A 25,275-nucleotide genomic window follows, 5' to 3' on the forward strand; every position below is an offset into this window, starting at 1 on the left:
GGGCCCGCGCGGGCAGCGGGCGCGGGGTGCGGCCGGCCCGGCCGCGCGGCACGGCGACGCCCGCGCTGTACGAGTGCGTCGTCGCGCACGCCCGCACCCGGCCGGTGCGGCACGCCTTCCGGTTCCGCACGTACATGTGGCTCGTCGACGTCGACCGGCTGCCGGTGCTGCCCCGCCCGCTGCGCGCCCTGGCCCGGTTCGATCCGCGCGACCACTTCGCCGGCACCGGGGAGCCGCTGCGGCCCGCGCTGGAGCGCTACCTGGCCGCGCGGGGCGTGCGGCTCGACGGCGGCCGCGTGCTGATGCTCGCGCACGCCCGGGTGCTCGGGTACGTCTTCAACCCGCTGACGCTGTACTGGTGCCACGACCGGGCGGGCGCGCCGGTGTGCGTGGTGGCCGAGGTGCACAACACGTACGGCGAGCGGCACTGCTATCTGCTGCGGCCGGACCCGGCCGGGTGGGCGCGGGTGCCGAAGGAGCTCTACGTCTCGCCGTTCTTCCCGGTCGACGGCGCCTACCGGATGCGCGTGCCGGCCCCCGGCAGGAGGCTGGCGGTGACGGTGCGGCTGGAGCGCGAGGGCGCCGCGCCGTTCACCGCGACGCTGCGCGGCGAGCGGCGGCCGGCCACCGTACCGTCGCTGGTGGCGGCGGCGGTTCGGCACCCGCTGTCCACTCTCGCGGTGTCCGCCGCGATCCGGCTGCACGGGTTGCGCCTGTACCTGCGCCGCCTGCCCGTCCAGCCCCGGCCCGCCCACACACGCCAGGAAGGGATGTCGTGAACCCGCACACCACCGGCCCCGCCGCCGCCCCGGCCCCGGCCCCGCCCCCGGTCCGGTCCGCCCCGGCCCCGGCCGTCCCCCGGCCGACCGATCCGGAGCGCTGGCCCGACGTGGCGCGGCTGCCGCGCGCCTCCGCGGTGCGCACCGCGACCGCCCGGCTGCTGCTGCGGCGGGCGCTGGACGGCCTGCCGCTGCGGGTGGCCTACCCCGACGGCTCCATGACCGGGGACGGCGGTCCTGTGCTGCGGCTGCGCGACCCCGAGGCGTTCCACCGGCGGATCGGTGCCGCCGGGCTGATCGGCTTCGGCGAGTCCTACATGGCGGGCGAGTGGGACGCCGGCCCCGGCGACGGCCCGGAGGCCGCCGGAGACCTGGTCGGCGTGCTGACTGTCCTCGCCGCGCACGCGACGGAGCTGGTCCCGGCGGGCCTGCAGCGGCTGCGCGGCCTGTGGGCGCGGCGCAGGCCGCTCGCGCAGGCCAACACCCCGGCCGGCGCGAAGGAGAACATCCGCCGCCACTACGACCTGTCCAACGACCTGTTCGCGCTCTTCCTCGACGAGACCATGACGTACTCCAGCGCGCTGTTCGCCGGGCTGCCCGCCCGGTGGGACGAGCTGGCGGACGCCCAGCGGCACAAGATCGACCGGCTGCTGGACCTCGCCGCGGTCGGGCCGGGCACCCGCCTGCTGGAGATCGGCACCGGCTGGGGCGAGCTGGCGCTGCGGGCCGCGCACCGCGGCGCCCGGGTGCGGACCGTCACGCTCTCCGAGGAGCAGCGCGACCTCGCCGCGCGCCGGGTCGCGGCGGCCGGCCTCGCCGACCGCGTCACCGTCGAGCTGCGCGACTACCGGCAGCTGGGGGGCCGGTACGACGCGGTGGTCAGCGTCGAGATGGTCGAGGCGGTCGGCGCCGCGTACTGGCCGGTGTACTTCCGGGCGCTGGCCGGGCTGACCGCCCCCGGCGGGCGGATCGCCCTGCAGACGATCACGATGGCGCACGACCGGATGCTCGCCACCGCCCGCACCCACACCTGGATCGACAAGTACGTCTTCCCCGGCGGCCTGATCCCCTCGATGACCGCGCTGGAGGGGGCCGCCGCGGGCCACGGCCTGCGCGTCACGCAGGACAGCGCCTTCGGCCCGCACTACGCCGAGACGCTGCGCATATGGCGCGAGCGGTTCGCCGGACGCGCCGAGGAGGTCCGCGCGCTGGGCTTCGACGACGTCTTCCGGCGGATGTGGGAGTTCTACCTCGCCTACGCGGAGGCCGGTTTCCGGGCCGGCTACCTGGACGTGCGGCAGCTCCTGCTGACCGCCGCGCCGGGGCCGGGAGAGGCGCGGTGAGCACGGCCGCGGAAGGGCTGGACAGCGCCGGCGGCTACCCGTGGGCGGCCTTCGCCGCCAACCTGGGGTGGAGCGCCGCCGCGGCCCTCGCGGTCATGCTGGCCACCTTCGCGGTCGCCTCGGCCAGGGACCGGTACCGGTACGTGGACGCCGCCTGGGGCCTGGCGTTCGCGGCGGTCGCCGCCGCCAGCTGCGCGGCGTCCGCGGGGCACGGCGACCCCGTGCGCCGCGCCCTGCTCACCGCGGCGACCGCGGTGTGGGGGCTGCGGCTCGCGGTGCACATCGCCCGCCGCGGCTGGGGCCGGGGCGAGGACGCCCGCTACGAGAAGATGCTCGCCAGGGCCCGCGGCGGCCGGAAGTGGTACGCGCTGCGGAAGGTCTTCCTGCTGCAGGCCGCGCTGGTGTGGCTGATCTCGCTGCCGGTGCAGGCGGGCCAGTACGCGGGCGGGTCCGCAGGGGCGCTCGCCGCCGCGGGCGCGGCGGTGTGGGCGGCCGGCACGGCCTGCGAGGCGGTGGGGGACCGCCAGCTGGCCCGGTTCACCGCCGATCCCGCGCACCGGGGCCGGCTGATGGACCGCGGCCTGTGGTCCTGGACCCGGCACCCCAACTACTTCGGCGACTTCCTCGTCTGGTGGGGCCTGTACCTGATGGCCTGCGGCGCCTGGCAGTCCGCGGCCGTCGCGGCGCCCGCGCCGCTCCTCATGTCGTATCTGCTGATCTTCGGCAGCGGCAAGCGCCTGCTGGAGCGGCACATGGCCGAGCGCCCCGGCTACCGCGCCTACGCCGAGCGCACCAGTGGCTTCGTCCCGCTGCCGCCGTCCTGGTACGCGCGGCTGCGCGGCCGCCGCGCGGGGCACGCAGGCGGCTGAAGAGCGCTCCCGGCTGTCCACATTGGTACGTGTCCCTTTTTGGACACAGCGCTTTTCGATCAACGAAATCCGCAGGTCGGATAGGTATTCGACGCGTCGAGAGCGTATTCGGCGCGCGGTGACCGACTAGGCACGCAGCGCCTGTGTCGGGTACCAATCAGATGCGGCCCGCTCACGGCGTAACTCCCCGCCTACCGAGAGTGCCGCGGCACCGCGAGGTGCTCCTGGTCGCGGCTCCCCCGAGTCGTCGCGGCCAGGTTGTCGAACGGCGATACAACCGGCATGCTCGCCCGGTTTCCCGGGGGGGACGCTGTTCGACTGGGTGGGGGCCGGCAAGGCCCGTCGGCTCCCACCCCCGGTGCCGTTCGTTCCCGACCTGGGGGGGCGGGAACGGGCGGCGCGTCCCGGCTCGGGGGGGTGTCCGGGCTCACGGGGGGCCCGGCGCCTCGACGGGGACCTGGGCAGGCGCCCGCAACGCGCGGGCGAACGCCGGGTCCTGGGCGAGCTTGACGCCCGCCTCGAAGCGGCTCGACGCGTGGAGGCGTTCCATGAGTTTGGCGACGGTGCGCTGGACGGTACGCCGGTGAACGCCCATCCTGCGGGCGATCTGGTCGTCGCTCAGCCCGCCCGCCAGCAGCCGGACCACCGTGCGCTCCTGCGCCGTCAGCCCGGTCGCGCCGGTCGGCCCGTCCGCGGCCGCCGCCCCGTACGGGACGGCGCGCAGCCAGAAGTCCTCGTAGAAGGCCACGTACGAGGTGGCCAGCGCGCTGCCGCGGACCAGCAGCATCGGGCCGTTGCGGTCGTCGGGGTCGGCCGGCAGCGAGGCGTAGGACCGGTCGAAGATCAGCAGGTCGCAGGGGGCGTGGCCGATCAGCCGGACCTCCGCGCCGAGCGCGGTCAGATCGTGCAGGTAGCGGGCGTACTTGGGGCTCTGCAGCAGGGACTGCGGATAGATCGCGCGGACCCGGACCCCGCGGTCGACGAGCTTGGCGTCCTCGCGCAGCGACTCGGCCAGCAGCGCCATCGGCGGCATCGGGCCGGGGTGCATGGAGTCGGAGAAGCGCCGGGTCATCGCGTTCAGACTGACCAGCGCGCGGTTCTTGCGCCGCCGGTCGGTCAGGTACTCGACCTCGACCTGGGACGCCTCGCGGTGCGCCACCGGCCGGTACACGCTCATCAGCGAGCGCCACACCTCGTGCGCCTCGGCGTCCCTGCGGGCCTGCTCCAGCGCGCCGGCGCGGTGCGCCTCCATGGTGCGCACCAGGGCGGCGTCCGGCTCGACGGGGACGAGCTGGTCCTCCTTGACCTCGACCAGGCCCAGGTGCTCCAGACGCCGGCGGCCGCTCCTGACCTGGCCGGCCGTCAGCCCGGCCGCCAGGCTCAGCTCCTCCTCGGAGCTGAAGCCGCCGCGGTCGCGCAGCGTCTGGTAGACGGCGAGGGCCGTCTCCTCCTCGTCCTGCGTCATCCGGACCTCCCGGCGGCGTGCGCCTCAGCGTCGGAGCCGGCGGAGGGCCGGTCGGGCGAGGGCTGCTCGGCGGGGTGCCGGTCCGCGGGGTGCTGGTCGTCGGGGTGCTGACCGGCCGGCGTGGGGCCGGCGGCCGGGCCCGGCGCGGCGGACCCGACGCGCAGGGTGCGCGCGAACTCGGGGCTCTGCGCCAGCTTCAGCCCCGCCTCGAAGCGGCTCGACGCGTGCAGGCGCTCCATCAGCTTGGCGACGGTCCGCTGGACGGTACGGCGGTGGACGCCCGTCTTGCGGGCGATCTGGTCGTCGCTCAGCCCGCCGGCCATCAGCCGGATGACGGTCCGCTCCTGCGGCGTCAGCTCGGCCACCGAGTCGCCGCCGTCCGCGGCCGCCCGTGCCTGCTCCAGGGAGGTGGCGCGCAGCCAGAAGTCCTCGTAGAAGCCGCTCATCACCCGGACCAGGGCGGTGCCGCGGACCAGCAGCATCGGCCCGCCGAGGGTGCCGGGGGCGGCGGGCAGGCAGGCGGTGGACTGGTCGTGGATCAGGATGTCGCAGGGCGCGTGGTCCAGCAGCCGCACCTCGGCGCCGACGTCGGAGAGCCGTTGCAGGTAGCGGACGTAGCGGGGGTTCTGCAGCAGCGCCAGCGGATAGATCGAGCGCAGCCGGATGCCGCGGGCCTTCGTGACCTCGTCCCGCTCCAGTGACGCCTCCAGCACCGAGGCGTGCGGCATCGGGCCGGGGTGCATGGAGTCCACGCCGTGGCGGCAGGTGGCGTCCAGCTCGCTCAGCGTGCGGCCCTTGCGCCGGCTGCCGGTGATGAACTCCACCTCGACCTGCGAGGTGTCGCCCGCGACGGCCGGCCGGTACACGGACATCAGGGCGTCGGTCAGCTGCTGGAGGGACGCGGCGGCGCTCGCCTGCTGGGCCGCGCTGGCCTGGTAGGCGGTCATGGTGCGCAGCAGCGCGGTCTCCGGCTCGACCGGCTCCAGCAGGCCGTCGCCGTGCTGGAGCAGGCCCAGCTCCTCCAGCCGGCGGCGGCCGCGGCGGACCTGCTCCCCGTCGACCCCCGCGGCCCTGCCGAGTTCCGCTTCCGAGGCGAAGCCGCCGTGCGCGCGCAGCGCCTGGTAGATCGCCAGCGCCAACTCGTCGTCGCCCGGCATCAGACGGCCCTCCGAAACCTCACCGACTCACGGACTTTCGCCTACAGGTCGAACTCCGCGGGGTTGAGCCCCACCGCGAAGCACGCCTCACGCACCACGGCCTGCTCGGACTTGTCGAAGACGCCGTCCGCGCCGCCGATGACGATACCGATCTGGATGACCGCACGGGCCTCGGTGGGCTTCTTCTGGACCTTGGCGATCTCCTGGAGGATCGCCACCTTGCCGAAGTCGAAGTCCGAGGTGAGCTTGGTCAGGTAGTCGTCGAAACGGCGCTGGAGGTCCAGTGCCGGGAAGTTCTGCAGGACGTCGTTGGTGCCGATCAGGCTCGCGACGCGCTGCCGCTCCGCGGGGTCCACCGAGCCGTCGGCGGCGGCGACCAGGGTGCACATCGCCATGCTCGCGTCCCGGAAGGCCCCGCTCTTCAGGTCGTTCTTCTTCGCGGTGAGCTGGGTCTGCATGCTCTGGGCGGATTCCTTGAAGCGGTCCCACAGGGCCATGGCGTCTCTCCTCGGAGCAGTTCGGTACGGGACGGGTCGTCCGGTCCGGTAACTCTCGGCGAGGGTAGAGCAGTTCCCAAGCACCGGCGCGCCAGAACGTTCGCTCTCGGCGAACACAGGTGCGTACCGCGGCCTCGGGCGCGGCCCCGGTCGGCGGTCCCACCGCGGCGTCCGCATCTCAGATCCGCGGGTGGCGGGCCAGCAGGTCCCAGACCGCCGGGTTGTCCGCCAGGCCCTCGTGCATGTCGGTGAGGTCGGCCAGCAGGTCGTGCAGGAAGTCGCGGGACTCGCGGCGCAGCTCGGTGTGGAGCAGCACCAGCGGGCGCTCGTCCGGCAGCCAGTCCGCGGTCACCTCGACGTGGCCGAAGCGCCGCACGAAGCGCAGCCGGTCGGTGGACTCGGTGAAGTCGAACTCGGCGTACTGCGGCCTGGCCGCCCGGCCGCCCCTGGGGTCGCGGTCCAGCTCCTCGACGATCGCGCACAGCGCCCACGCGAAGTCCAGCACCGGAACCCACCCCCAGGCGGTGGACAGCTCCCGCTCGCCCTCGGCGAGGTAGACGTCGCCGCAGAACAGGTCGTGCCGCAGCGCCTTCACGTCGGCGGTCCTGTAGTCGGTCTGCGGCGGGTCGGGGAAGCGGCGGGAGAGGGCGTATCCGAGGTCGATCACCCGGCCGATGGTGCCAGACGCGGGGACAGCCGCCGCGCCCGCGGGCGCGGCGGCCCCTCCGCCTCCCGCTAATGCGGCGGGCATGCTCAGAGGTTCACGCCGAAGTCGCCGGCGATGCCGACCAGGCCGGAGGCGTAGCCCTGGCCGACGGCCCGGAACTTCCACTCCGCGCCGTTGCGGTACAGCTCGCCGAAGACCATGGCGGTCTCGGTGGCCGCGTCCTCGCTCAGGTCGTAGCGGGCGATCTCGGCGCCGCCGGCCTGGTTGATGATGCGGATGTAGGCGTTGCGCACCTGGCCGAAGTTCTGGCTGCGGCTCTCGGCGTCGTAGATGGACACCGGGAAGACGATCTTGTCGACGTCGGCGGGCAGCGCGGCGAGGTTGACGTTGATCTGCTCGTCGTCGCCCTCGCCCTCGCCGGTGCGGTTGTCGCCGGTGTGCACGATGGTCTGGTCGGGGCTCTGCTTGTTGTTGAAGAAGACGAAGTGGCCGTCCGAGTAGACCTTGCCCGTCGCGTTGACCGCGATGGCGCTGGCGTCGAGGTCGAAGTCGGTGCCGGTGGTGGTCCGGACGTCCCAGCCGAGGCCGACGGTCACGGCCGTCAGGCCCGGCGCCTCCTTGGTCAGCGAGACGTTGCCGCCCTTGGTCAGGCTTACCGCCATGGGAAGTCCCCTTTTGTGTCGTAGGTGTCGCCGACGAAACTACCGTCATCCGTCCATACGCGGAGGGCCCCCGCCATGGTTCCCTCCGTGGCTGAAATCCCCGTGACGAACGGGCGTGCGGGCGGGATCATGGAGGCATGTCCGGGCCACTCGTCATCCGCGGCTCGGTCTCCGTCCCGGAGGCCGAGCTGATGTGGCGTTTCTCGCGTTCCTCCGGCCCCGGCGGCCAGCACGTCAACACCAGCGACAGCCAGGTCGAGCTGCGGTTCGACCTGGGCGCCACGGCGGCCCTGCCGCCGGTGTGGAAGGAGCGCGCGCTGGAGCGGCTGGCCGGCCGGCTGACCGGCGGCGTGCTGACCGTGCGCGCCTCGGAGCACCGCTCCCAGTGGCGGAACCGGGAGGTGGCCGCGGCCCGGCTGGCCGCACTGCTCGCGCAGGCCACCGCGCCGCCACCGAAGGCCCGCAGGGCCACCAGGATTCCGCGCGGCGTCAATGAGCGCCGGCTGCAGGTGAAGAAGCAGCGCGCGCAGACCAAGCGGGGCCGCAGCGGCGGCTGGGACTAGGGCCTGTCGGGCGGATCTCCGCGGTGTCGCGGTGCGGCGTCAGGCCAGGAAGCGGTAGCGGCCGCGGAAGTAGCTGAGCGGGCCGCCCTCGGCGCTGGGGGTGCGGGCGGTCAGCACGTGGCCGAGGATCAGCGTGTGGTCGCCGGCGGGGACCCGCTGCTCGGTCTCGCACTCGAGTATCGCCAGCGCGCCGCCGAGGACCGGGGAGCCGGACTGCTCGCCGCGGTAGTAGGAGATGTCCTCGAACAGCAGCCGGTCGCTGATCCGGCCGCGCATCGCGAACCGCCCGGCGATGTGCCGCTGGCTCTCGCTGAGCACGGAGACCGCCCAGCGCGGCTGGCGCTCCAGCAGCTCGTCCATCCGCGAGCCCACCCGGACGCTCGCCAGCACCAGCGGCGGCTCCAGGGACACGGACATGAAGGCCGTGGCGGTCATGCCCACGTCCTCGCCGCGCGGGCCGTCGTCGGGGTCGTGCGCGGTGACGAGGACCACGCCGGCGGAGAGGCGGGTCATGGCGGCGCGGAAGTCATCGGTGTTGACGGTCTGGCGCATGATGGTCCCAGGATGCCGTCCCGGCGGAGTCTGAAGCACGCTTCCACGGTACGGGGCGGTGGGAACCCGGGCATCGGGCCCGGGTCGCAACCACGCAGCGCAGGGTCCTAGGCCGAAAGGACCACGGGCTGTGCTCAACTGCTCACCTGATGGTGTGACTTGAGTCACAAGGACCGGGAATTGTTGACCCTGTGTACCGATCGCGCAGCACCCTGTGATTCAGTGGCGTGTAATTGGAAGAGTGTGAATTACGAAAGCATCTGATCCAACGCACGGGGAGCCAGCAGTCGAGGGCGTGGAGAGGGCCATGGACACCGAGTCGGAGCCGTATGTCCGTCTCGCGACCTTGCGTCAGCTGCACCAGGTCGTGGCGGACCTCAACACCGCGCGCAGCCTCGCCGACACGCTGCAGGCCGTCGCGGACGGGGTGGTGCGCGGCCTGAACTACGAGCTGGCCGCGGTGAACCTGGTGCGCCCCGACGGCGACCTCGTGGTCGCCGCCTTCGCGGGCAGCGCGGCCGGCGAGGCGCTGCTGGCCGGCCGGGTCGGCTCCCGCGCGTCCTGGGAACGCCGGCTGACCATGGGCGAGCGCTGGGGCAGCCTGCGGTTCATCCCGCACACCGAGGGCTGGGTGCTGATCGACGACGACGTGCCGCAGTGGCACACCGAGGGCCCGCTGCCCCGGTTCCCCGACGAATGGCACCCCGGCGACCGGCTCTACGCGCCGATGCACGCCTCGCAGTCCGTCGGCAGCGAGCTGATCGGCGTGATCTCCGTCGACCGGCCCACCAGCGGCCGCCACCCGGGCCCGTGGGGCTGCGAGGCCCTCCAGATGTACGCCTTCCAGGCGGGCATCGCGATCAGCAACGCCCGGCTGCGCGCCAACATGCAGCGCGCGCTGGTCCGCCTGGAGCGCGACCAGCAGGCGCTGCGGGCCAGCGAGGAGAGCTTCCGGCAGGCGTTCGAGTACGCGCCCAGCGGCATGGCCATCGCCGAGATGGGCGGCGACCAGCACGGCAAGCTGCTGCGCGCCAACGACGCGCTGTGCCGGCTGCTCGGCCGCTCCGCCTCCACGATGCGCCGCTACTCCTTCTCCGACCTGGTGCACCCCGAGGACGTCGGGCTGCTGCTGCGCACCTCCGCCGAGGGCGGCCGCGCCGAACTGCGGCTGGCCCGCCGCGACGGCACCTACCTGTGGGTGTCGCTGCGCAACTCGGTGGTCGCCGACACCGCCGACGGCCCGCGGTTCCTGCTCACCCACGTCGAGGACATCGAGGAGCGCAAGAGCCGCGAACTGCAGCTCGCCCACCGGGCCAGCCACGACTCGCTGACCGGCCTGCCCAACAGCGCGGAGCTGCGCGCCCGGCTCTCCTCGCGGCTGTGCAACCGGCCGCAGGACAAGGACGCGGCCGCGCTCGCCGAGGAGACCGCCGGCCTGGACGAGTTCGCCTTCAGCTACGGCTACGGGCCCGACGAACTCGCCGCACCGCTCGGCGCGCTCGACTCGCACACCCACACCGTCGCGCCGGACGAGACCGACGACTCGCCCGGCAAGGGCCTCGCGGTGCTCTTCTGCGACCTCGACGGCTTCAAGTCCATCAACGACAGGTTCGGCCACCACACCGGCGACGCCGTGCTGATCGAGGTGGCGCGGCGGCTCACCGGGGCGGTGCGCGACGGCGACACGGTCGCCCGGCTCGGCGGCGACGAGTTCGTCGTCCTCGCCGACGGCCTCGCGCCGGCCGACGCCAGCGACCTCGCGGTCCGGCTGCGCAACGCGATCATCCCGCCGATCCGCGTCGACGGCCGCGCGGTGCGGGTCGGCGCCAGCTTCGGCATCGGCTGGGCCGGCTGCGGGATGACCGCGGAAGAGGTCCTGCACTGCGCGGACCAGCGCATGTATGTGGAGAAGCGCAGCCGCTCCACCCGCCCCAACCACCGCCGCGCCGGCTGACCCCCCGGCCGCCCCCGCCGCCCGAGCCCGGGGCGCGCCCGCCCGGATACGCGCGTGACGCCCCGCCGGACGTGCGGCAGGATGCGGGAAGGGACGGGCCGGCGAGGGAGAGGGAACACGGATGGCGACGTACGGCGCTCAGCCCGACGCGGTCGAGCGGACGAGGCAGCGGCGGAACGCCGCGGCGGCCGCCAGCGAGCGGGTGCTGAGCGGCGCCCTCCGGCCGCCGATGCGCGAGACGCTCGCCCGCCTGGCCGCGGACGGCGCCGCGGTGTACGACCTGGACGACCACCCCGACCAGTACGGGACCGGCGCCGTCCGCGCGCTGGAACGCACCACGGCCGAGCTGCTGGGGACCGAGGACGCCGCGTTCTTCCCGACCGGCACCATGGCGCAGCAGGTCGCCCTGCGGGTCTGGGCGGGCCGCACCGGCATCGGCACGGTGGCCCTGCACCCGCTCGCCCACCCCGAGGTGCACGAGCGCGGCGCGCTGACCTCGCTCACCGGGCTGCGCACCGTGCACCCGACGACCGAGCCCCGGCTGCCGTCCGCCGACGAGGTCCGCGAGCTCGACGAGCCGTTCGGCACGCTGATGCTCGAACTGCCGCTCAGGGACGCCGGATACGTGCTGCCGAGCTGGGCGGAGCTGACCGCCACGGTCGCCGCAGCCCGCGAGCGCGACGCCGTGGTGCACTTCGACGGCGCCCGGCTCTGGGAGTGCACCCCGCACTTCGGCCGGCCGCTGCCGGAGATCGCCGCGCTCGCCGACAGCGTCTACGTCAGCTTCTACAAGTCACTCGGCGGCCTGTACGGCGCGGCGCTGGCCGGCTCCGCCGACATGATCGCCGAGGCCGGCGCCTGGCGGCACCGCTACGGCGGGATGCTCTTCCAGCAGTTCCCCGCGGCGCTGGCCGCGCTGGTCGGACTGCGCACCGAACTGCCGCGCCTGGCCTCGTACGTGGAGTGCGCGGGGCCGCTCGCCGCCGCGCTGCGCGAGGGCCTCGCCGACGCGGGCCTGGAGTGGCCGCGGGTCCATCCGGAGCGGCCGCACACCCACCAGTTCCAGCTGTGGCTGCCCTATCCCGCGGCGGTGCTGGACGAGGCCGCGGTGCGCCAGGCCGAGCAGAGCGGCGTCAGCCTCTTCGGCCGTGCGCCGTTCTCCGAGCCGGGGCTGCCGGGGCTGTCGATGATCGAGGTGACGATCGCCGCGAGCGCGCTGGAGTGGACGCCCGCGGACGTCCGCGAGGCGGCCGGGCACTTCGCCCGGCACGTCGCGGAGGTCCTCGCCGAGCAGCCGCCCGGCGGCGCGCAGGACGCGCGCTGAGCGCGGCGCCGAGCCGGGGCCGGGCGGGTCTGAGCGAGGGGCCGGGCGGGGGTTGCGCCCGCCGGCCGGAAGGGGCGCGCCGGGCGCTCAGACCCGCAGCAGGAGCTTCCCCGTGCTGGTGCGCGACTCCACCAGGCGGTGTGCCTGCGCCGCGTCCTCCAGCGCGAACTCGGCGCTCACCGGCAGCTCCACGCCGCCCTCGGTGACCGTGCGGAACGCCTTCTCGGCGATCTCGCGCAGCCGCTGGGGGTCGGCGGCCGCCATGCCGAGGATCGAGAACCCGGCGACCGACTTCGCCAGCGGATAGGTCTCCGCCGGCCCGATCGTCCAGGGCTCGGAGGAGCCGGAGTTGCCGAAGGACGCCAGCCGCCCGAAGCGGGCGAGGACCGCGAGGGTGCGGCGGAAGGTCTCGCCGCCGACCGGGTCGAGCGCGATGTCCACGCCCCGCCCGCCGGTCGCCGCCAGCACGTCCGTGTCGAAGGTGGCGGTGGCGAAGACCTGGTCGTAACCGGACTTCAGGGCGTGCTCGGCCTTGTCGAGGCGGGAGACCACGCCGTACACCGCCGACGCGCCGCCCATCCGGGCCAGCTGGCCCGCCACGGTGCCGACGCCGCCGGCCGCGCCCTGCACCAGGACGGTGTCGCCCTCGCGCAGCCGCCCGACCTCGTGCAGCAGCGCGTAAGCGGTGGGCAGCACGCTGGGCAGCGTCGCGCCGGCGCGCAGGCCGACACCCTCGGGTATGCGGAAGACGGTGGCCGCGGGCGACACGGCGACCTCGGCGTACCCGCCGCCGTCCATGAACGCGGCGACCTCGTCGCCGGGCGCGAACCCGGTGACGTCCGCGCCGACCTCGCGGACCCGGCCCGACACCTCCAGGCCGAGGTGGAAGGGCAGCCCCTCCACCCGGTAGCCGGTCGAACGGGCCAGGATGTCGGCGAAGTTGACGCCGACCCAGGCCACGTCGACGGACACCTCGCCGGGTCCCGGCCGTGGCTCCGGGAGGTCGACGACCCGCAGTACCTCGGGGCCGCCCAGTTCTTCGAAGACGATCGCGCGCATGCCGTACTCCCCCTGACGTTCTGTCCGTTCATACCCCAGGACGCGGCGCACCGCTCAGAAATTCCCCCCGCCGGCCCGTACCAGACCGGATTCGTACGCGAGGACGACGGCCTGCACGCGGTCGCGCAGTTCGAGCTTCGTCAGGATGCGGCCGACGTGGGTCTTCACGGTGGCCTCCGACAGCACCAGCTGCCGGGCGATCTCCCCGTTGGACAGGCCCTGAGCGACCAGCAGCAGCACCTCGCGCTCGCGTTCGGTGAGCCGGGCGATCTCCTTGGCCTTGTGCTGCTGCTCGCCGCCGCCGCCCGGCAGCATCGGGGTGAAGCGGTCCAGCAGCCGCCGGGTGGTGCTCGGCGCCACCACCGCGTCGCCGCTGTGCACGGCGCGGATCGCGGTCAGCAGCTCGTCCGGCGGCACGTCCTTGAGCATGAAGCCGCTGGCGCCCGCCTTGAGCGCGGCGAAGGCGTACTCGTCCAGGTCGAAGGTGGTCAGGATGAGCACCCGGGGGCCGCCGTCGTCCGCGGTGCGGTCGCCGCAGATCCTGCGGGTGGCCTCCACGCCGTCCAGGCGCGGCATGCGGACGTCCATCAGCACCACGTCCACCCGGGTGCCGCGCAGCACCTCCAGCGCCTCCGCGCCGTCCCCCGCCTCCGCGACCACCTCCATGTCCGGCTGGGCGGCCAGCACCATCCGGAAGCCGGTGCGCAGCAGCACCTGGTCGTCGACGAGCATGACGCGGATCGCCATGGGAGGTCCTTTCCTCGGGGGCGGTGTGGGGTGGCCGGTCTGCGGTGGGCGGTCTTCAGCGGCCGGTCTTCAGGGGCAGCACCGCGCTGATCCGGAAGCCGCCGCCGGGTCGGGGGCCCGCGTCCAGGGTGCCGCCGATCATGCCGATCCGTTCGCGCATGCCGATCAGGCCCTGGCCGAGGCCGTCCTGGCCGCCCTGCGCGTACTGCTCGCGGCGCGCGCCGCGCCCGTCGTCCTCGATCAGCAGGTCGAGCGCGGCGTCGCCGAAGCCCAGCAGGACGCTCGCGCTCGCCCCGTCGCCGCCGTGCTTGCGCACGTTGGTCAGCGCCTCCTGCACGATCCGGTACGCGGTCAGCTCGACGCCGCTGGACAGCGGCCGCGCGTCGCCCGCCACCTCGAACCGCACCGGCAGGCCCGCGCCGCGCACCTGGTCGATCAGATCGGCGAGCTGGTCCACACCGGGCTGCGGCACGTACTCGCCGCCCGCGTCGTCCCCGGCCCGCAGCAGCCCCAGCAGCCGGCGCATCTCGGCCAGCGCCTGGCGGCCCGTCGCCGAGATCGTCGCCAGCGCCTGCTTGGCCTGGTCCGGCGTGGCGTCCAGCACGTAGGCGGCGCCGTCGGCCTGCACGACCATCACCGAGACGTTGTGCGCCACCACGTCGTGCAGCTCGCGGGCGATACGGGCGCGCTCGGCGGCCACCGCGGCCTTCGACTGCGCCTCGCGCTCCCGGTGCAGCCGGGTGGCCCGCTCCTCCAGCTCCGCGTAGTACGCCCGCCGGGTGCGCAGCCGGTCGCCGACCACCCACGACAGCGCGAAGATCACCGTCAGGAAGAACGTCTGCAGCAGGGTCGTCCAGATCGTGTCGTACTCGTCGTTCGGCGGCCAGCGCAGCATCGACAGCGGCGCGGCGGCCAGACCCGCGGTCAGCGCGAGCCGCGAGGACCAGCGCGCGCCGTTGCTGGCGCAGGTGTAGATGATGACCAGGAACGCGGCGTCGCCCGGGTTCGTCCGCACGTTGAAGGCCAGCTGCGCCAGGCCGGCCGCCACCGCCACCACGAGCATGCGCTCGGGCGCGCGGCGGCGCAGGGCCACGACGGCGGCGAGCGCGCAGCTCAGCGGCACCGCGATGATCTTCACGGCGAGCGAGACGGACTGGTCGATCAGGATCCAGGCAGCGCATCCCATGAGCAGGACGACGGCCCAGAAGCTGTCGACCCACGTCGGGTGTCGGCGGAGGAGTTCGTAGACGCGCTGCACATAACCCAGCGTAGGCACGGGAACCCGTGCCGGGGTCAGACCCCAGAGCGATCTCCCCTACGCCCCAAGGTGGACGCCGGTCCCCCCGCCCTTGGGGTTCCCGCGCCCCCGCCCGTCCGCGCCACCCGCGCCCGTCCCCGGACCTTCCCCCGGGTGGGTGGCTGGTCGCGCAGTTCCCCGCGCCCCTTCGGGGCTCGCCCCGCAGGCGGAGGGCGCCCACTCCAGAGGCGCCACCCGCCGGGACGCGCGAAGGGGAGGTCCGGGAGCGGGCGCGGCCGCCCCGCCGCGTGCGGGCCTTTCGGGGGCGCGGGGAACTGCGCGAGCAACCCACCACCGGGGGAAGGTCCGGGGAGGGGCGGGGCCCACCACGGACGGGCGGGCCGGGGAAAGCACGTGGGCCGGGTCACGTGTCCTCACAGGCTCAGCGCCCAGCGCCTTCGCGTAGGATTGACGAGAAGGCCCGAGCCCGGGAGGCACAGTGGTCGTGGAGGACAGGCCGGCAAGGCTGGCCGTGGGGGTCGTGGGCGCAGGGCGCGTGGGCGCGGCGCTCACCGCCGCGCTCGGCAGGGCGGGCCACCACCCCGTCGCCGCCTCCGGCGTCTCCGACGCCTCGCGCCGGCGCGCCGAGGCCCTGCTGCCGGGCGTGCCGCTGGTCGAGCCGCGCGCCGTGCTGGAGTCCGCGGACCTGGTCCTGCTGACCGTTCCCGACGACGCGCTGCCCGACCTGGTGAAGGGTCTCGCGGAGACCGGCGCGGTCCGCCCCGGCCAGCTCCTGGTGCACACCTCGGGCCGCTTCGGCGCCTCCGTGCTCGACCCGGCGCTGCGCGCCGGCGCGCTGCCGCTGGCGCTGCACCCGGTGATGACCTTCACCGGCACCGCCGTGGACGTGGAGCGGCTGGCCGGCTGCACCTTCGGGGTGACCGCGCCGGAGGAGCTGCGGATGGCGGCGGAGGCCCTGGTCATCGAGATGGGCGGGGAGCCGGAGTGGGTCGCGGAGGAGGCCCGCCCGCTCTACCACGCGGGCCTGGCGATCGGCGCCAACCACCTGGTCACGCTGGTCGCGCAGGCGATGGACGTCCTGACGGCGGCGGGCGTCGCGGAGCCGGGCCGGATGCTCGGCCCGCTGCTGGGCGCCGCGCTGGACAACGCGCTGCGCTCCGGCGACGCCGCCCTGACCGGCCCGGTCGCCCGCGGCGACGCCGGCACGGTGGCCGCGCACCTGGCCCAGTTGCGCGCGCACGCCCCGGGGACCGTCGCCCCGTACGTGGCGATGGCCCGCGCCACCGCGGACCGTGCGCTGGCCAACGGCATGCTGAAGGCGGAGTACGCGGAGGCGCTGCTCGGCGCCCTCGCCGACGAGGGGACCCGATGACCGCGACCGTGCGCCACGCCCGCGACCTGCCCCCGGCAGCTGCCGTGGTCATGACGATGGGCGCCCTCCACGAAGGCCACGCCGAGCTGATCCGCGTCGCCCGCGCCAGGGCCGGGGACGGGCAGGTCACCGTGACGGTCTTCGTGAACCCGCTCCAGTTCGGCCCGGCCGAGGACCTGGACCGCTATCCGCGCACCCTGGACGCGGACGTGAAGCTCGCGGAAGAGGCCGGCGCGGACGTGGTGTTCGCGCCGGACGTGACCGAGGTCTACCCCGGCGGCCGGCCGCAGGTGCGGATCTCGGCCGGCCCGATGGGCGAGCGGTTCGAGGGCGCGTCCCGCCCCGGCCACTTCGACGGCATGCTCACCGTCGTCGCCAAGATGCTGCACCTGACCCGGCCGCGGGTGGCGTTCTTCGGCGAGAAGGACGCGCAGCAGCTCGCGCTGATCCGCCGGATGGTCCGCGACCTGGACTTCCCCGTGGAGATCGTCGGCGTGCCGACCGTACGGGAGGGCGACGGCGTCGCGCTGTCCAGCCGCAACCGGTACCTCGACGACGCCGCCCGGGTCAGCGCCCGCGCGCTGTCGCGCGCCCTGGCCGCCGGCCGGGAGGCCGCCGCGCGCGGCCCGCAGGCCGCCGTCGGAGCGGCGCGCGCGGTGCTCGACCACGCCGCGGTGACGGAACCGCCGGTGGCGCTGGACTACGTCGCGCTCATCGACCCCGCGGACTTCACCGAGGCCGGCCCGGCACACACCGGGCCCGCGGTGCTCGCGGTCGCCGCGAAAGTGGGCGGCACCCGCCTGATCGACAACATCCCCCTGGAGTTCGGAGCCCCCGAATGACGGCCATCGGCAACCACGACATCCCCGCCGGCACCGGCATACGCCTGTTCGCGGCGGCGCCCGGCTGGGTCACCGACGCGGACGTCGTCGTGGTCGGCTCCGGCGTCGCCGGGCTGACCGTGGCGCTGCGCTGCGCGGCGGCCGGCGCGAAGGTCACCGTCGTGACCAAGGCCCACCTGGACGACGGGTCGACCCGCTGGGCGCAGGGCGGCATAGCCGCCGCACTCGGCGAGGGCGACACCCCGGCCCAGCACCTCGACGACACGCTGGTCGCCGGCGCCGGACTGTGCGCCGAGGACGCGGTGCGGACGCTGGTCACCGAGGGCCCCGGCGCGGTGCGCCGGCTGATCGCGACCGGCGCCCGCTTCGACACCGACGCCGGCAGCGGCGCCATCCTGCTCACCCGCGAGGGCGGCCACCACCGCCGCCGTATCGCCCACGCCGGCGGCGACGCGACCGGCGCGGAGATCTCCCGCGCGCTGATCCAGGCGGTCCGCGAGGCGAACATCGAGTTCGTCGAGAACGCCCTGGTGCTCGACCTGCTGACGGACGACGCCGGCCGTACCGCGGGCGTCACCCTGCACGTGATGGGCGCCGGCGCCCGCGACGGGGTCGGCGCGGTGCGCGCCAGGGCCGTGGTGCTGGCCACCGGCGGCATGGGCCAGGTGTTCTCCGCGACCACCAACCCCGCGGTGTCCACCGGCGACGGCGTGGCGCTGGCGCTGCGCGCCGGGGCCGAGGTCAGCGACCTGGAGTTCGTGCAGTTCCACCCGACGGTGCTGTGGCTCGGCCCGGACGCCGAAGGCCAGCAGCCGCTGGTCTCGGAGGCGGTACGCGGCGAGGGCGCGCACCTGGTGGACGCCGACGGCGTGCGGTTCATGGCCGGGCAGCACGAGCTGGCCGAGCTGGCCCCGCGCGACATCGTGGCCAAGGGCATCATGCGCCGGATGCAGGAGACCGGCGCCGAGCACATGTACCTGGACGCGCGGCACTTCGGCGCGGCCATGTGGGAGCAGCGCTTCCCGACGATCCTGGCCGCCTGCCGCGCCCACGGCATCGACCCGGTGACGCAGCCGATCCCGGTCGCGCCCGCCGCGCACTACGCCTCCGGCGGGGTCCGCACCGACCTGCACGGCCGTACCACCGTCGCCGGGCTGTACGCGTGCGGCGAGGTCGCCTGCACCGGCGTGCACGGCGCGAACCGGCTGGCGTCCAACTCGCTGCTGGAGGGCCTGGTCTTCGCCGAGCGGATCGCCGTGGACGTGCTGGCGGTGCTGGACTCCTTCCGCGCCGACCCCGCGGCCGCGCCCGGCGCGCCCGTCGTCCCCGCCCCGGCGGGCAGCCCGCTGCTGGCCTCCGAGGCCCGCTTCGAGGTGCAGCGGATCATGAGCGCCGGCGCCGGGGTGCTGCGCAGCGCCGAGAGCCTGGCGGTCGCCGCCGGGGCTCTGGAGCGGCTGCACACCGCGGCGGTCGAGGCGTACGACCGGGACGGCAAGACCGCGGAGCCCTGCGTGGAGACGTGGGAGGCGACGAACCTGGGCCTGGTCGCCCGGGTGCTGGTGGCCGCCGCGCGGCGGCGCGAGGAGACCCGCGGCTGCCACTGGCGCGAGGACCGTCCGGACCGCGACGACGACGGCTGGCGGCGGCACCTGGTGGTCCGGCTCACCCCGTACCGGACGCTGGACCTGCGGACCACCGAAGGGCCGGGGTTCCCCCTCACACGCCCCGCCGGGATCGGGGATGATAGGGCGGCCGCGCCCGGGGCCGACGCCGCGGCCGACGACGTCAGGCATCACCGCACGCACCACAGCGCAGCAGTTTCGAAGGAGCTTTCGTGACCACCCCGGACCGTCCCCAGCCCATCTCCCTGCCCCTGCCGACGATCGGCCCGCCCGCCGAGCTGTCCGCCGCCGGCGGCTGCGGCGACGGCTGTGCCTGCGGCGACGAGGAGGAGTACCTCGACCCGCTGGAGTGCGGTCTCGACCCGGGCCTCGCCGAGCTGCTGGCCGACGCCGGCCTGGACCCCGTCCACGTCGAGGACGTCGCGCACCTGGCGATCGAGGAGGACCTCGACCAGGGCGTGGACGTCACCACGGTCGCGACGGTGCCCGAGGACGCCCGCGCGGTCGGCGACTTCACCGCCCGCGAGGCCGGCACGGTCGCCGGCCTGCACATCGCCGAGGCGGTGCTGTCCGTGGTCTGCACCGACGAGTTCGAGGTCGAGCGGCACGTCGAGGACGGCGACCGGGTGGCCGCGGGGCAGAGGCTGCTGACGGTACGCGCCCGTACCCGCGACCTGCTGACAGCCGAGCGCAGCGCGCTGAACCTGCTCTGCCGGCTGTCCGGCATCGCCACCGCGACCCGCGCCTGGGCGGACGTCCTGGAGGGCACCCGCGCGCAGGTCCGCGACACCCGCAAGACCACCCCCGGCCTGCGCGCGCTGGAGAAGTACGCGGTGCGCTGCGGCGGCGGCGTCAACCACCGGATGTCGCTGTCGGACGCGGCGCTGGTCAAGGACAACCACGTGATCGCGGCCGGCGGCGTCGCCCAGGCGTTCAAGCTGGTCCGCGAGGAGTTCCCGGGGCTGGCCATCGAGGTGGAGGTGGACACCCTGCACCAGGTGCGGGAGGTGCTGGACGCCGGCGCCGACCTGATCCTGCTGGACAACTTCACCCCCGCCGAGACCGCCGAGGCGGTGGCGGTCGTCGGCGGCCAGGCGTTCCTCGAGTCCTCGGGCCGGCTGACCCTGGAGACCGCGCGCGCCTACGCCGAGACCGGCGTCAACTTCCTCGCGGTGGGCGCCCTCACGCACTCCTCCCCGATCCTCGACATCGGCCTCGACCTGCGAGCGGAAGCGTAGAGGCGGATGCTGCTCACCATCGACGTCGGCAACACGCACACCGTTCTGGGCCTGTTCGACGGCGAGGAGATCGTCGAGCACTGGCGGATCTCCACCGACTCCCGGCGCACCGCCGACGAGCTGGCGGTGCTGCTGCAGGGACTGATGGGCATGCACCCGCTGCTGGGCGACCTCGGCGACGGCATCGACGGCATCGCGATCTGCTCGACGGTGCCGTCGGTGCTGCACGAGCTGCGCGAGGTGACCCGCCGCTACTACGGCGACGTCCCGTCGATCCTCGTCGAGCCCGGCATCAAGACCGGCGTGCCGATCCTGGTCGACCACCCGAAGGAGGTCGGCTCCGACCGGATCATCAACTCGCTGGCCGCGGTGCACCTGTACGGCGGCCCGTGCATCGTCGTCGACTTCGGCACCGCGACGACCTTCGACGCGGTGTCGGCCCGCGGCGAGTACGTGGGCGGCGCCATCGCACCGGGCATCGAGATCTCGGTGGACGCCCTCGGCGTGCGCGGCGCGCAGCTGCGGAAGATCGAACTGGCCCGGCCGCGCAGCGTCATCGGCAAGAACACCATCGAGGCCATGCAGTCCGGCATCCTGTACGGCTTCGCCGGGCAGGCCGACGGCATCGCCGAGCGGATGGCCCGCGAACTGGCCGACGACCCGGACGACGTCACCGTCATCGCCACCGGCGGCCTGGCGCCGCTGGTCCTCGGCGAGGCGTCCATCATCGACGAGCACGAGCCGTGGCTGACCCTCATCGGCCTGCGGCTGGTCTACGAGCGGAACGTCTCCACCACGTGACCGCCTGACCCTCCCGCAACCGGCGCCAACTGCCCTGCGGGCCGTACAACCAAACCCGCCACCGCCGTGTCTTGTCAGTCACAGGAACGGACGAGGGGGGTGGCCGCGGTGATGCGGTCGAGGAGTGGGCGGTACCGGGCGGGGGCCTCCGGGACGGTCTCCGCGTGGCTCGCCGCGGCGGCGCTGACGGTGCTCGGGCTGGGCGCGGCGGCGTCGCCGGCGGGCGCGGCCGACCAGCTGTCGATCGCGGTGATGGACCTGCCGCAGTCGTACTTCGTGCCGGTGCACGGCGACACGGCCTACGTCCCGCCGTACTCCGTCGCCCTCGCCACGGGCAGCGCGGACGGCTCGGGGGACGAGACCGACCTGAAGAACGTCACCGCGGTCCTCGACCTCTCCTCGCTGCGGGGCGCGGTGGACGTGGGCCTGCACGACAGCGGCTGCACCCGGCAGGACCTCGTGGTGACCTGCCCGCTCGGGGACTTCTACCAGCGCACCGACCTGGCCCCGCTGACGCTCACCGCGACCGCGGGCACGCCGGTCGGCGCGGCCGGCTCGATCATGCTGACCGTCACCGCGGACAACGCGCCGACCGAGACCCGCAGCACGCAGGTCGTGATCGGCCGGCCGCGGCTGGCCACCGCGCGCGGCGGCACCACCCAGATGACCTCGCAGACGGCCGCGGTGACCCCGGAGTTCGGCAACCACGGCGACGTCGCCGTCACCCAGGGCGTCACCCTCCACGTCACGTCGCAGGTCCCGATGGCCGGCACCTACCGCAACTGCCGCTACAACTCCCTGAGCCGGCCCACGACCGCCGAGTGCGACTTCGACGTGCGCCTGCCGCCCGGGGCGGCGTTCCGCACCGACGGCGCCTTCTCCTTCGACGGCTCCGCCGCGCTGCTCGGCTTCGACGTCGGCTACGCGGTCTGGCCGACCGGGAACGCCCCGGAGTACGGCGGCCTCGGCGCCGGCGCCGCGCACGGCACCGGCGGGCAGCTCGGGCTCAGCGCGATCGACGGCGGCTCGCTGCTCGACGCGGCCTCCAGCTCGGAGCACTTCGTGCCGGTCGGCGGCCTCCACGTGGACTACGCGGCGGTCGGCTTCGAAATCAAGGGCACGGTCGGCCAGACGCTGCGGTTCAAGGTGCCCGAACCGGTCAACGACAAGCACGCCGGCGACGACTGGGTCAAGCCGCCGCAGCGGCTGACCCTTCCCGCGGGCGTGCGCGCGCTGGACGCGAGCGACGTCTACCAGGGCGAGGAGGTGTACTGCGCCCCGGCGTCCGGCGGCCGCACCGCCACATGCCCGTTCGGCTCCGAGCCGTTCGGGGCGTACGTCCTGGTGCACCTCGACAAGCGGGTCCCGGGGGCGACGGGCACCCTCTTCACGCCGACCGACACCACCGTTGACCCCGACCAGGCGAACAACACCGCCGTCGTCACGACCGACATCACCGACATCACCGGCGGCGCCGGCGGGGGCGCCGCGGCGGGCGGGTCCGGCGCGGGCGGCCACTCCGGCGCGGGCGGCGCCTCGTCGTCCGGCGGCTCCGCGACCGGCGGCACGAGCGGCACGAGCGGCGCCGGCGGCACGTCCGGGGGCAGCGGCGGCGGCGCGTCCGCCGCGGCGTCCGCGGGCGGCGCGGACGGCGGCACCGGGAACCTCGCCGCGACCGGCCCGATCGACGTGCCGCTGATCGTGGGCGCCTCGGCGCTGATCCTCGCCGCAGGCACCGTCCTCGTCGCCGTCCGCCGCCGCAGGAGCGGCGCGGCGTGACGGCCCCGGTGCCGCGGCGCCGTGACGGCGCGGCGGCACCACCACGTACCACCAGGCACCACCTCGCACGGGGGAACGGAGGGCTCCGATGGAGCTGTGGAGACGACGCGGCGGCACGGCGGGGGGCGGGACGGCCCGCCTCCTCAGGAGGGTCGGGGCGGTGGCGGCGGCCGCCGGGCTGGCGGCGGGGACGGCGGTGCTCGCCGGCGCGGGACCCGCGCACGCGGCCGGCCTCACCTTCACGTTCAGAGCGGCGGACCGGTACTACATTCCGACCGCGCACAGCGCGCCCGACGGCGACAGCCGCTTCCAGTTCGCGTTCGTCGCGGCCGACGACGACGGTCCCCACGGCGGCAGCGGCAACCCCGCCCACCACGTCGAGGTCACCATCGACCTCTCGGCGCTGGCCGGCAAAGTCACCGTCGGCGATCTCGACTACGGCTGCACCGCGGGCGGCGCCGGCGGCATGGTCGTCACCTGCGACCGCGGCACGCTGTACGGCATCCAGAGCGTGACCGCGCCGTTCACCCTCACCCCGCTGCCCTCCGCGCCGGTCGGCTTCGCCGCCGACATCGGGCTGAAGGTGACCGCCTCCGACGCGCCGTCGGCCACCCGGGTGATGCACGCGGTCATCGGCCGCCCGCACCTGGTGACGCAGGCGTACCCGCAGCGCGACGGGCTGCCGCCGGGCAGCGACGTGTCCTTCACGCCGTCCTTCGGCAACAGCGGCGAGGTCACCACCAGCGGCGGCTTCCAGGTGCTCTTCTTCACCTCGGGCCCGATGGACCTGACCGGCCCCCGGTACGGCAACTGCCACTACGCCACGAGCGGCAGCGCGTCCTACTGGTGCGGATTCGACCAGGAGATCGCGCCGGGCACCGCCTACGCGCCCTCCGCGCCGATCTCCTTCCGCACCTCGCGGTCGCTGATGGAGGGCGTCGTGTCGTACCTGGTGTTCCCCCGCGACACGCAGTCCACGGTCGACCTGCTGGACCCGGGCCCCGGGCCGGGCCCCCGCTACCCCGAGACGGGCACCGGCCCGGCGCTCGGCCTCACCCCGGTGGGCCTGGCCGGGCTCACCCGGAACACCGGCACCCTCGGCGTCGGCTCCACCCAGCACGCCGACTTCCAGGCGATCGGCGGGACCGTCAGCGGCAAGCCGGGAGACGTGGTCATGGTCCCGTTCGGCGTGCGCAACGCAGGCCCCGGCGGCTACGAGCGGATCAACGCCAACCCCGGCGGCGGCTTCGACGTCACCATGCCCCAGGGGCTGACCGTCCTGTCGGTCTTCTCCGCGGACGACGACGGCGAGGAGCACGAGTGGATGTGCTCGCCCCGCAGGAACGCGCCGGCCTACCACTGCGACCTGCACGACGCGCTGGGGGTCGGCGAGAGCTACGTCTACCGCTTCCAGATCCGCGTCGACCGGGCGGTGGCCGGGGCGAAGGGCCAGGTGCGGGTCGTCCAGCCGACCGGAGTGCCCAGCCGCGACACCCGCCACGCGAACGACGTCGCGCCGATCACCGTGCGGGTCACCGGGGCCGTTTCAGGCGGCTCCACCTCCGGCGGCGCGGCCTCCGGCGGCGCCTCGGGGGGCGGCGCCTCGGCGGGCGGCTCCGCGTCCGGCGGCGCGGCGTCAGGCGGTACGGGCTCAGGCGGCACGGGCTCGGCGTCCGGCGGTTCCGCGTCCAGCGGCGGCGCTTCGACCGGGGGCAGCGCCTCGACCGGCGGCGGCGGTCTGGCGGCCACCGGAGCGGACGCGGCCCCGATGGCCGCGGGGCTCGCCGCGGCGGCGCTGCTCGCCGGGGCGGGGGTCGTCGTGGCGGTGCGCAGGCGCGGCTGAGCGGCCGCGCACCGCGGCCGGGCGGCGGGGGAGGACCCGCACCGGCCGCGGGCGACGCGCGCCGGGCGAGGGAGCCAGGGGCGACGCACCGCGTATACCGTATTGCGCGAAGTTTGTCCTCTTAGCACTTAAAGTCCCTTCATGCCCACGCCCCACGGAACCCGAGGCGGAATGGCGTTCAGCGCGGAGGAGCTGCGCGTGCTGCGGCGCGCACTGGCCGAGGTGCTGCACCCCAGCCGCGGCGGCCTCGCGCCCGCGTTCGTGCCCCGCCCCGCGGAACACGTCCAGGACTACCTGCGGCTCGCGCAGGCCGTCGACGACGCCGCACAGGAGTCGGACAGGATGCGCGGCTTCCTGCTGGCCGAACTGCGCCGCTACCGCGAAGCGCTGCCCGGCGGCGCGGCCGGCTACCTGGAACGGCTCGACACGGCGCTCGACATGGGGCACGTCCCCGGTCCCGACGACCTGGCGGCGCTGCGCCGGCTGCGCGCACAGCCGAGCGGCACGCCCGAGCACCTGCGCCGCACCGCCCTGTTGCACCGCTGCGAGACCCTCGCGGAGAACGACGTACGACAGCGACTGGAGGCCCACATGCCCGCGCCGCGCCGACTGCTCACCCTTCCGGTGCTCGCCGACAAGCCGGCGCCGGCCCCGGCGCCCGCGCCCGGCGCGAAGCCGAAACCGGGCGGGCGGCCCGAGCCGCAGGACCCCGCGGAGCCGCAGGACCCCGCGGAGCCGCAGGACCCCGGCCGCAAGACCCCCACGCCCGCGGAGATCTGGCCGCCGCACCGCCGCACGCCCAAGCCCGGCCAGACGGCGCGCAGCGCCTGACCCCCGCACGGAGGCGACCCGCGGGCCCCGGCGGGCCCCCGGGGGGCCGCC

General features: G+C 75.0%; 23 protein-coding genes. 14 read left to right on the plus strand and 9 right to left on the minus strand.

The annotated features are described in order from the left end of the window. The first annotated feature begins 26 nt into the window (after positions 1-26). Genes V2S66_RS28030 through V2S66_RS28040 form a run of 3 tightly spaced genes read left to right on the plus strand, consistent with a single transcriptional unit; the run spans position 27 to position 2,991 of the window. Positions 27-779 carry a DUF1365 domain-containing protein gene (locus tag V2S66_RS28030; RefSeq protein WP_330799529.1) on the plus strand — a complete coding sequence of 251 codons (753 nt, stop codon included), beginning with the start codon at positions 27-29 and terminating at the stop codon, positions 777-779. After that, entirely contained in the window at positions 776-2,122 is a 1,347-nt protein-coding gene (locus tag V2S66_RS28035; RefSeq protein WP_413966503.1) for a class I SAM-dependent methyltransferase, read from the plus strand. The genes V2S66_RS28030 and V2S66_RS28035 overlap by 4 nt, the downstream gene beginning before the upstream one ends. Continuing rightward, positions 2,119-2,991, plus strand: a complete 873-nt coding sequence (locus V2S66_RS28040; protein ID WP_330799507.1) for a DUF1295 domain-containing protein — start codon at positions 2,119-2,121, stop codon at positions 2,989-2,991. Before V2S66_RS28035 ends, V2S66_RS28040 begins: the two co-directional genes overlap by 4 nt. Positions 2,992-3,418: 427 nt before the next feature. Here the strand turns inward: V2S66_RS28040 and V2S66_RS28045 are convergent, their stop codons facing one another. From V2S66_RS28045 to V2S66_RS28065, 5 genes are all read right to left on the minus strand, one after another. Continuing rightward, entirely contained in the window at positions 3,419-4,456 is a 1,038-nt protein-coding gene (locus V2S66_RS28045; RefSeq protein WP_330799508.1) for a helix-turn-helix transcriptional regulator, read from the minus strand. Then, entirely contained in the window at positions 4,453-5,613 is a 1,161-nt protein-coding gene (locus tag V2S66_RS28050) for a helix-turn-helix transcriptional regulator (protein WP_330799509.1), read from the minus strand. Before V2S66_RS28050 ends, V2S66_RS28045 begins: the two co-directional genes overlap by 4 nt. Positions 5,614-5,654: 41 nt before the next feature. Further along, positions 5,655-6,110 (minus strand): tellurite resistance TerB family protein, encoded by a 456-nt coding sequence (locus V2S66_RS28055; RefSeq protein ID WP_330799510.1) that lies wholly within the window; start codon positions 6,108-6,110, stop codon positions 5,655-5,657. A 178-nt stretch (positions 6,111-6,288) separates the two neighbouring features. Continuing rightward, positions 6,289-6,777, minus strand: a complete 489-nt coding sequence (locus tag V2S66_RS28060; protein ID WP_330799511.1) for a hypothetical protein — start codon at positions 6,775-6,777, stop codon at positions 6,289-6,291. An 86-nt stretch (positions 6,778-6,863) separates the two neighbouring features. After that, a complete protein-coding gene (locus tag V2S66_RS28065; RefSeq protein WP_330799512.1) occupies positions 6,864-7,439 on the minus strand; it encodes a TerD family protein in 576 nt (191 codons plus the stop codon). Between the two features lie 137 nt (positions 7,440-7,576). Here V2S66_RS28065 and arfB point away from each other — a divergent pair, with 137 nt between their 5' ends. Next, complete coding sequence (arfB, locus tag V2S66_RS28070; RefSeq protein WP_330799513.1) at positions 7,577-8,002, plus strand: alternative ribosome rescue aminoacyl-tRNA hydrolase ArfB; 426 nt, start codon at positions 7,577-7,579, stop codon at positions 8,000-8,002. A 39-nt stretch (positions 8,003-8,041) separates the two neighbouring features. On the opposite strand, the gene V2S66_RS28075 is transcribed toward arfB, so the two are convergent. Continuing rightward, the gene (locus V2S66_RS28075; protein WP_330799531.1) at positions 8,042-8,554 is read right to left on the minus strand and encodes a flavin reductase family protein; all 513 of its coding nucleotides are present in this window, start codon (positions 8,552-8,554) and stop codon (positions 8,042-8,044) included. Between the two features lie 307 nt (positions 8,555-8,861). Between V2S66_RS28075 and cdgB the strand changes: the two genes are divergently transcribed. Then, positions 8,862-10,508, plus strand: coding sequence for a diguanylate cyclase CdgB (gene cdgB / locus V2S66_RS28080; RefSeq protein WP_330799514.1), 1,647 nt, complete (start codon positions 8,862-8,864; stop codon positions 10,506-10,508). A 121-nt stretch (positions 10,509-10,629) separates the two neighbouring features. After that, positions 10,630-11,832, plus strand: a complete 1,203-nt coding sequence (locus V2S66_RS28085) for a threonine aldolase family protein (protein WP_330799515.1) — start codon at positions 10,630-10,632, stop codon at positions 11,830-11,832. A gap of 87 nt (positions 11,833-11,919) precedes the next feature. Here the strand turns inward: V2S66_RS28085 and V2S66_RS28090 are convergent, their stop codons facing one another. From V2S66_RS28090 to V2S66_RS28100, 3 genes are read right to left on the minus strand one after another with little or no spacing between them, the layout of a single operon-like run. Beyond that, the gene (locus V2S66_RS28090; RefSeq protein WP_330799516.1) at positions 11,920-12,891 is read right to left on the minus strand and encodes a quinone oxidoreductase family protein; all 972 of its coding nucleotides are present in this window, start codon (positions 12,889-12,891) and stop codon (positions 11,920-11,922) included. 54 nt (positions 12,892-12,945) lie between these two features. Next, entirely contained in the window at positions 12,946-13,638 is a 693-nt protein-coding gene (locus V2S66_RS28095) for a response regulator transcription factor (protein WP_330799517.1), read from the minus strand. A gap of 55 nt (positions 13,639-13,693) precedes the next feature. After that, positions 13,694-14,896 carry a sensor histidine kinase gene (locus tag V2S66_RS28100; RefSeq protein WP_330799518.1) on the minus strand — a complete coding sequence of 401 codons (1,203 nt, stop codon included), beginning with the start codon at positions 14,894-14,896 and terminating at the stop codon, positions 13,694-13,696. A gap of 478 nt (positions 14,897-15,374) precedes the next feature. On the opposite strand from V2S66_RS28100, the gene V2S66_RS28105 reads away from it, so the two are divergent. The 8 genes from V2S66_RS28105 to V2S66_RS28140 all read left to right on the plus strand — a co-directional run bounded on the left by V2S66_RS28105 (position 15,375) and on the right by V2S66_RS28140 (position 25,224). Continuing rightward, the gene (locus V2S66_RS28105; RefSeq protein ID WP_330799519.1) at positions 15,375-16,268 is read left to right on the plus strand and encodes a Rossmann-like and DUF2520 domain-containing protein; all 894 of its coding nucleotides are present in this window, start codon (positions 15,375-15,377) and stop codon (positions 16,266-16,268) included. Next, on the plus strand, positions 16,265-17,110 hold the full coding sequence (gene panC, locus V2S66_RS28110; RefSeq protein WP_330799520.1) for a pantoate--beta-alanine ligase: 846 nt from the start codon (positions 16,265-16,267) through the stop codon (positions 17,108-17,110). Before V2S66_RS28105 ends, panC begins: the two co-directional genes overlap by 4 nt. Further along, positions 17,107-18,948, plus strand: a complete 1,842-nt coding sequence (locus V2S66_RS28115; RefSeq protein ID WP_330799521.1) for an L-aspartate oxidase — start codon at positions 17,107-17,109, stop codon at positions 18,946-18,948. The genes panC and V2S66_RS28115 overlap by 4 nt, the downstream gene beginning before the upstream one ends. A gap of 23 nt (positions 18,949-18,971) precedes the next feature. Continuing rightward, positions 18,972-19,970, plus strand: a complete 999-nt coding sequence (gene nadC, locus V2S66_RS28120; protein WP_413966505.1) for a carboxylating nicotinate-nucleotide diphosphorylase — start codon at positions 18,972-18,974, stop codon at positions 19,968-19,970. 6 nt (positions 19,971-19,976) lie between these two features. Then, positions 19,977-20,771 carry a type III pantothenate kinase gene (locus V2S66_RS28125; RefSeq protein ID WP_330799523.1) on the plus strand — a complete coding sequence of 265 codons (795 nt, stop codon included), beginning with the start codon at positions 19,977-19,979 and terminating at the stop codon, positions 20,769-20,771. Positions 20,772-20,882: 111 nt separating this feature from the next. Beyond that, positions 20,883-22,550 carry a hypothetical protein gene (locus tag V2S66_RS28130; protein ID WP_330799524.1) on the plus strand — a complete coding sequence of 556 codons (1,668 nt, stop codon included), beginning with the start codon at positions 20,883-20,885 and terminating at the stop codon, positions 22,548-22,550. A 160-nt stretch (positions 22,551-22,710) separates the two neighbouring features. Further along, the gene (locus V2S66_RS28135) at positions 22,711-24,393 is read left to right on the plus strand and encodes a hypothetical protein (RefSeq protein ID WP_330799525.1); all 1,683 of its coding nucleotides are present in this window, start codon (positions 22,711-22,713) and stop codon (positions 24,391-24,393) included. A 141-nt stretch (positions 24,394-24,534) separates the two neighbouring features. Next, positions 24,535-25,224: a hypothetical protein gene (locus tag V2S66_RS28140; protein ID WP_330799526.1), complete on the plus strand. Its 690-nt coding sequence runs from the start codon at positions 24,535-24,537 to the stop codon at positions 25,222-25,224. Positions 25,225-25,275 lie beyond the last annotated feature (51 nt).

Source organism: Actinacidiphila polyblastidii (assembly GCF_036353415.1).
GTDB lineage: Bacteria > Actinomycetota > Actinomycetes > Streptomycetales > Streptomycetaceae > Actinacidiphila > Actinacidiphila polyblastidii.

What these genes read in the sequence shown, in the direction of transcription:
- V2S66_RS28045 (WP_330799508.1), bottom strand. Translation starts at nt 4,456, where the DNA reads ATGACGCAGGACGAGGAGGAGACGGCCCTCGCCGTCTACCAGACGCTG.
- V2S66_RS28050 (WP_330799509.1), bottom strand. Translation starts at nt 5,613, where the DNA reads ATGCCGGGCGACGACGAGTTGGCGCTGGCGATCTACCAGGCGCTGCGC.
- V2S66_RS28055 (WP_330799510.1), bottom strand. Translation starts at nt 6,110, where the DNA reads ATGGCCCTGTGGGACCGCTTCAAGGAATCCGCCCAGAGCATGCAGACC.
- V2S66_RS28065 (WP_330799512.1), bottom strand. Translation starts at nt 7,439, where the DNA reads ATGGCGGTAAGCCTGACCAAGGGCGGCAACGTCTCGCTGACCAAGGAG.
- arfB (WP_330799513.1), top strand. Translation starts at nt 7,577, where the DNA reads ATGTCCGGGCCACTCGTCATCCGCGGCTCGGTCTCCGTCCCGGAGGCC.
- V2S66_RS28075 (WP_330799531.1), bottom strand. Translation starts at nt 8,554, where the DNA reads ATGCGCCAGACCGTCAACACCGATGACTTCCGCGCCGCCATGACCCGC.
- cdgB (WP_330799514.1), top strand. Translation starts at nt 8,862, where the DNA reads ATGGACACCGAGTCGGAGCCGTATGTCCGTCTCGCGACCTTGCGTCAG.
- V2S66_RS28085 (WP_330799515.1), top strand. Translation starts at nt 10,630, where the DNA reads ATGGCGACGTACGGCGCTCAGCCCGACGCGGTCGAGCGGACGAGGCAG.
- V2S66_RS28090 (WP_330799516.1), bottom strand. Translation starts at nt 12,891, where the DNA reads ATGCGCGCGATCGTCTTCGAAGAACTGGGCGGCCCCGAGGTACTGCGG.
- V2S66_RS28095 (WP_330799517.1), bottom strand. Translation starts at nt 13,638, where the DNA reads ATGGCGATCCGCGTCATGCTCGTCGACGACCAGGTGCTGCTGCGCACC.
- panC (WP_330799520.1), top strand. Translation starts at nt 16,265, where the DNA reads ATGACCGCGACCGTGCGCCACGCCCGCGACCTGCCCCCGGCAGCTGCC.
- V2S66_RS28115 (WP_330799521.1), top strand. Translation starts at nt 17,107, where the DNA reads ATGACGGCCATCGGCAACCACGACATCCCCGCCGGCACCGGCATACGC.
- V2S66_RS28125 (WP_330799523.1), top strand. Translation starts at nt 19,977, where the DNA reads ATGCTGCTCACCATCGACGTCGGCAACACGCACACCGTTCTGGGCCTG.
- V2S66_RS28130 (WP_330799524.1), top strand. Translation starts at nt 20,883, where the DNA reads ATGCGGTCGAGGAGTGGGCGGTACCGGGCGGGGGCCTCCGGGACGGTC.
- V2S66_RS28140 (WP_330799526.1), top strand. Translation starts at nt 24,535, where the DNA reads ATGCCCACGCCCCACGGAACCCGAGGCGGAATGGCGTTCAGCGCGGAG.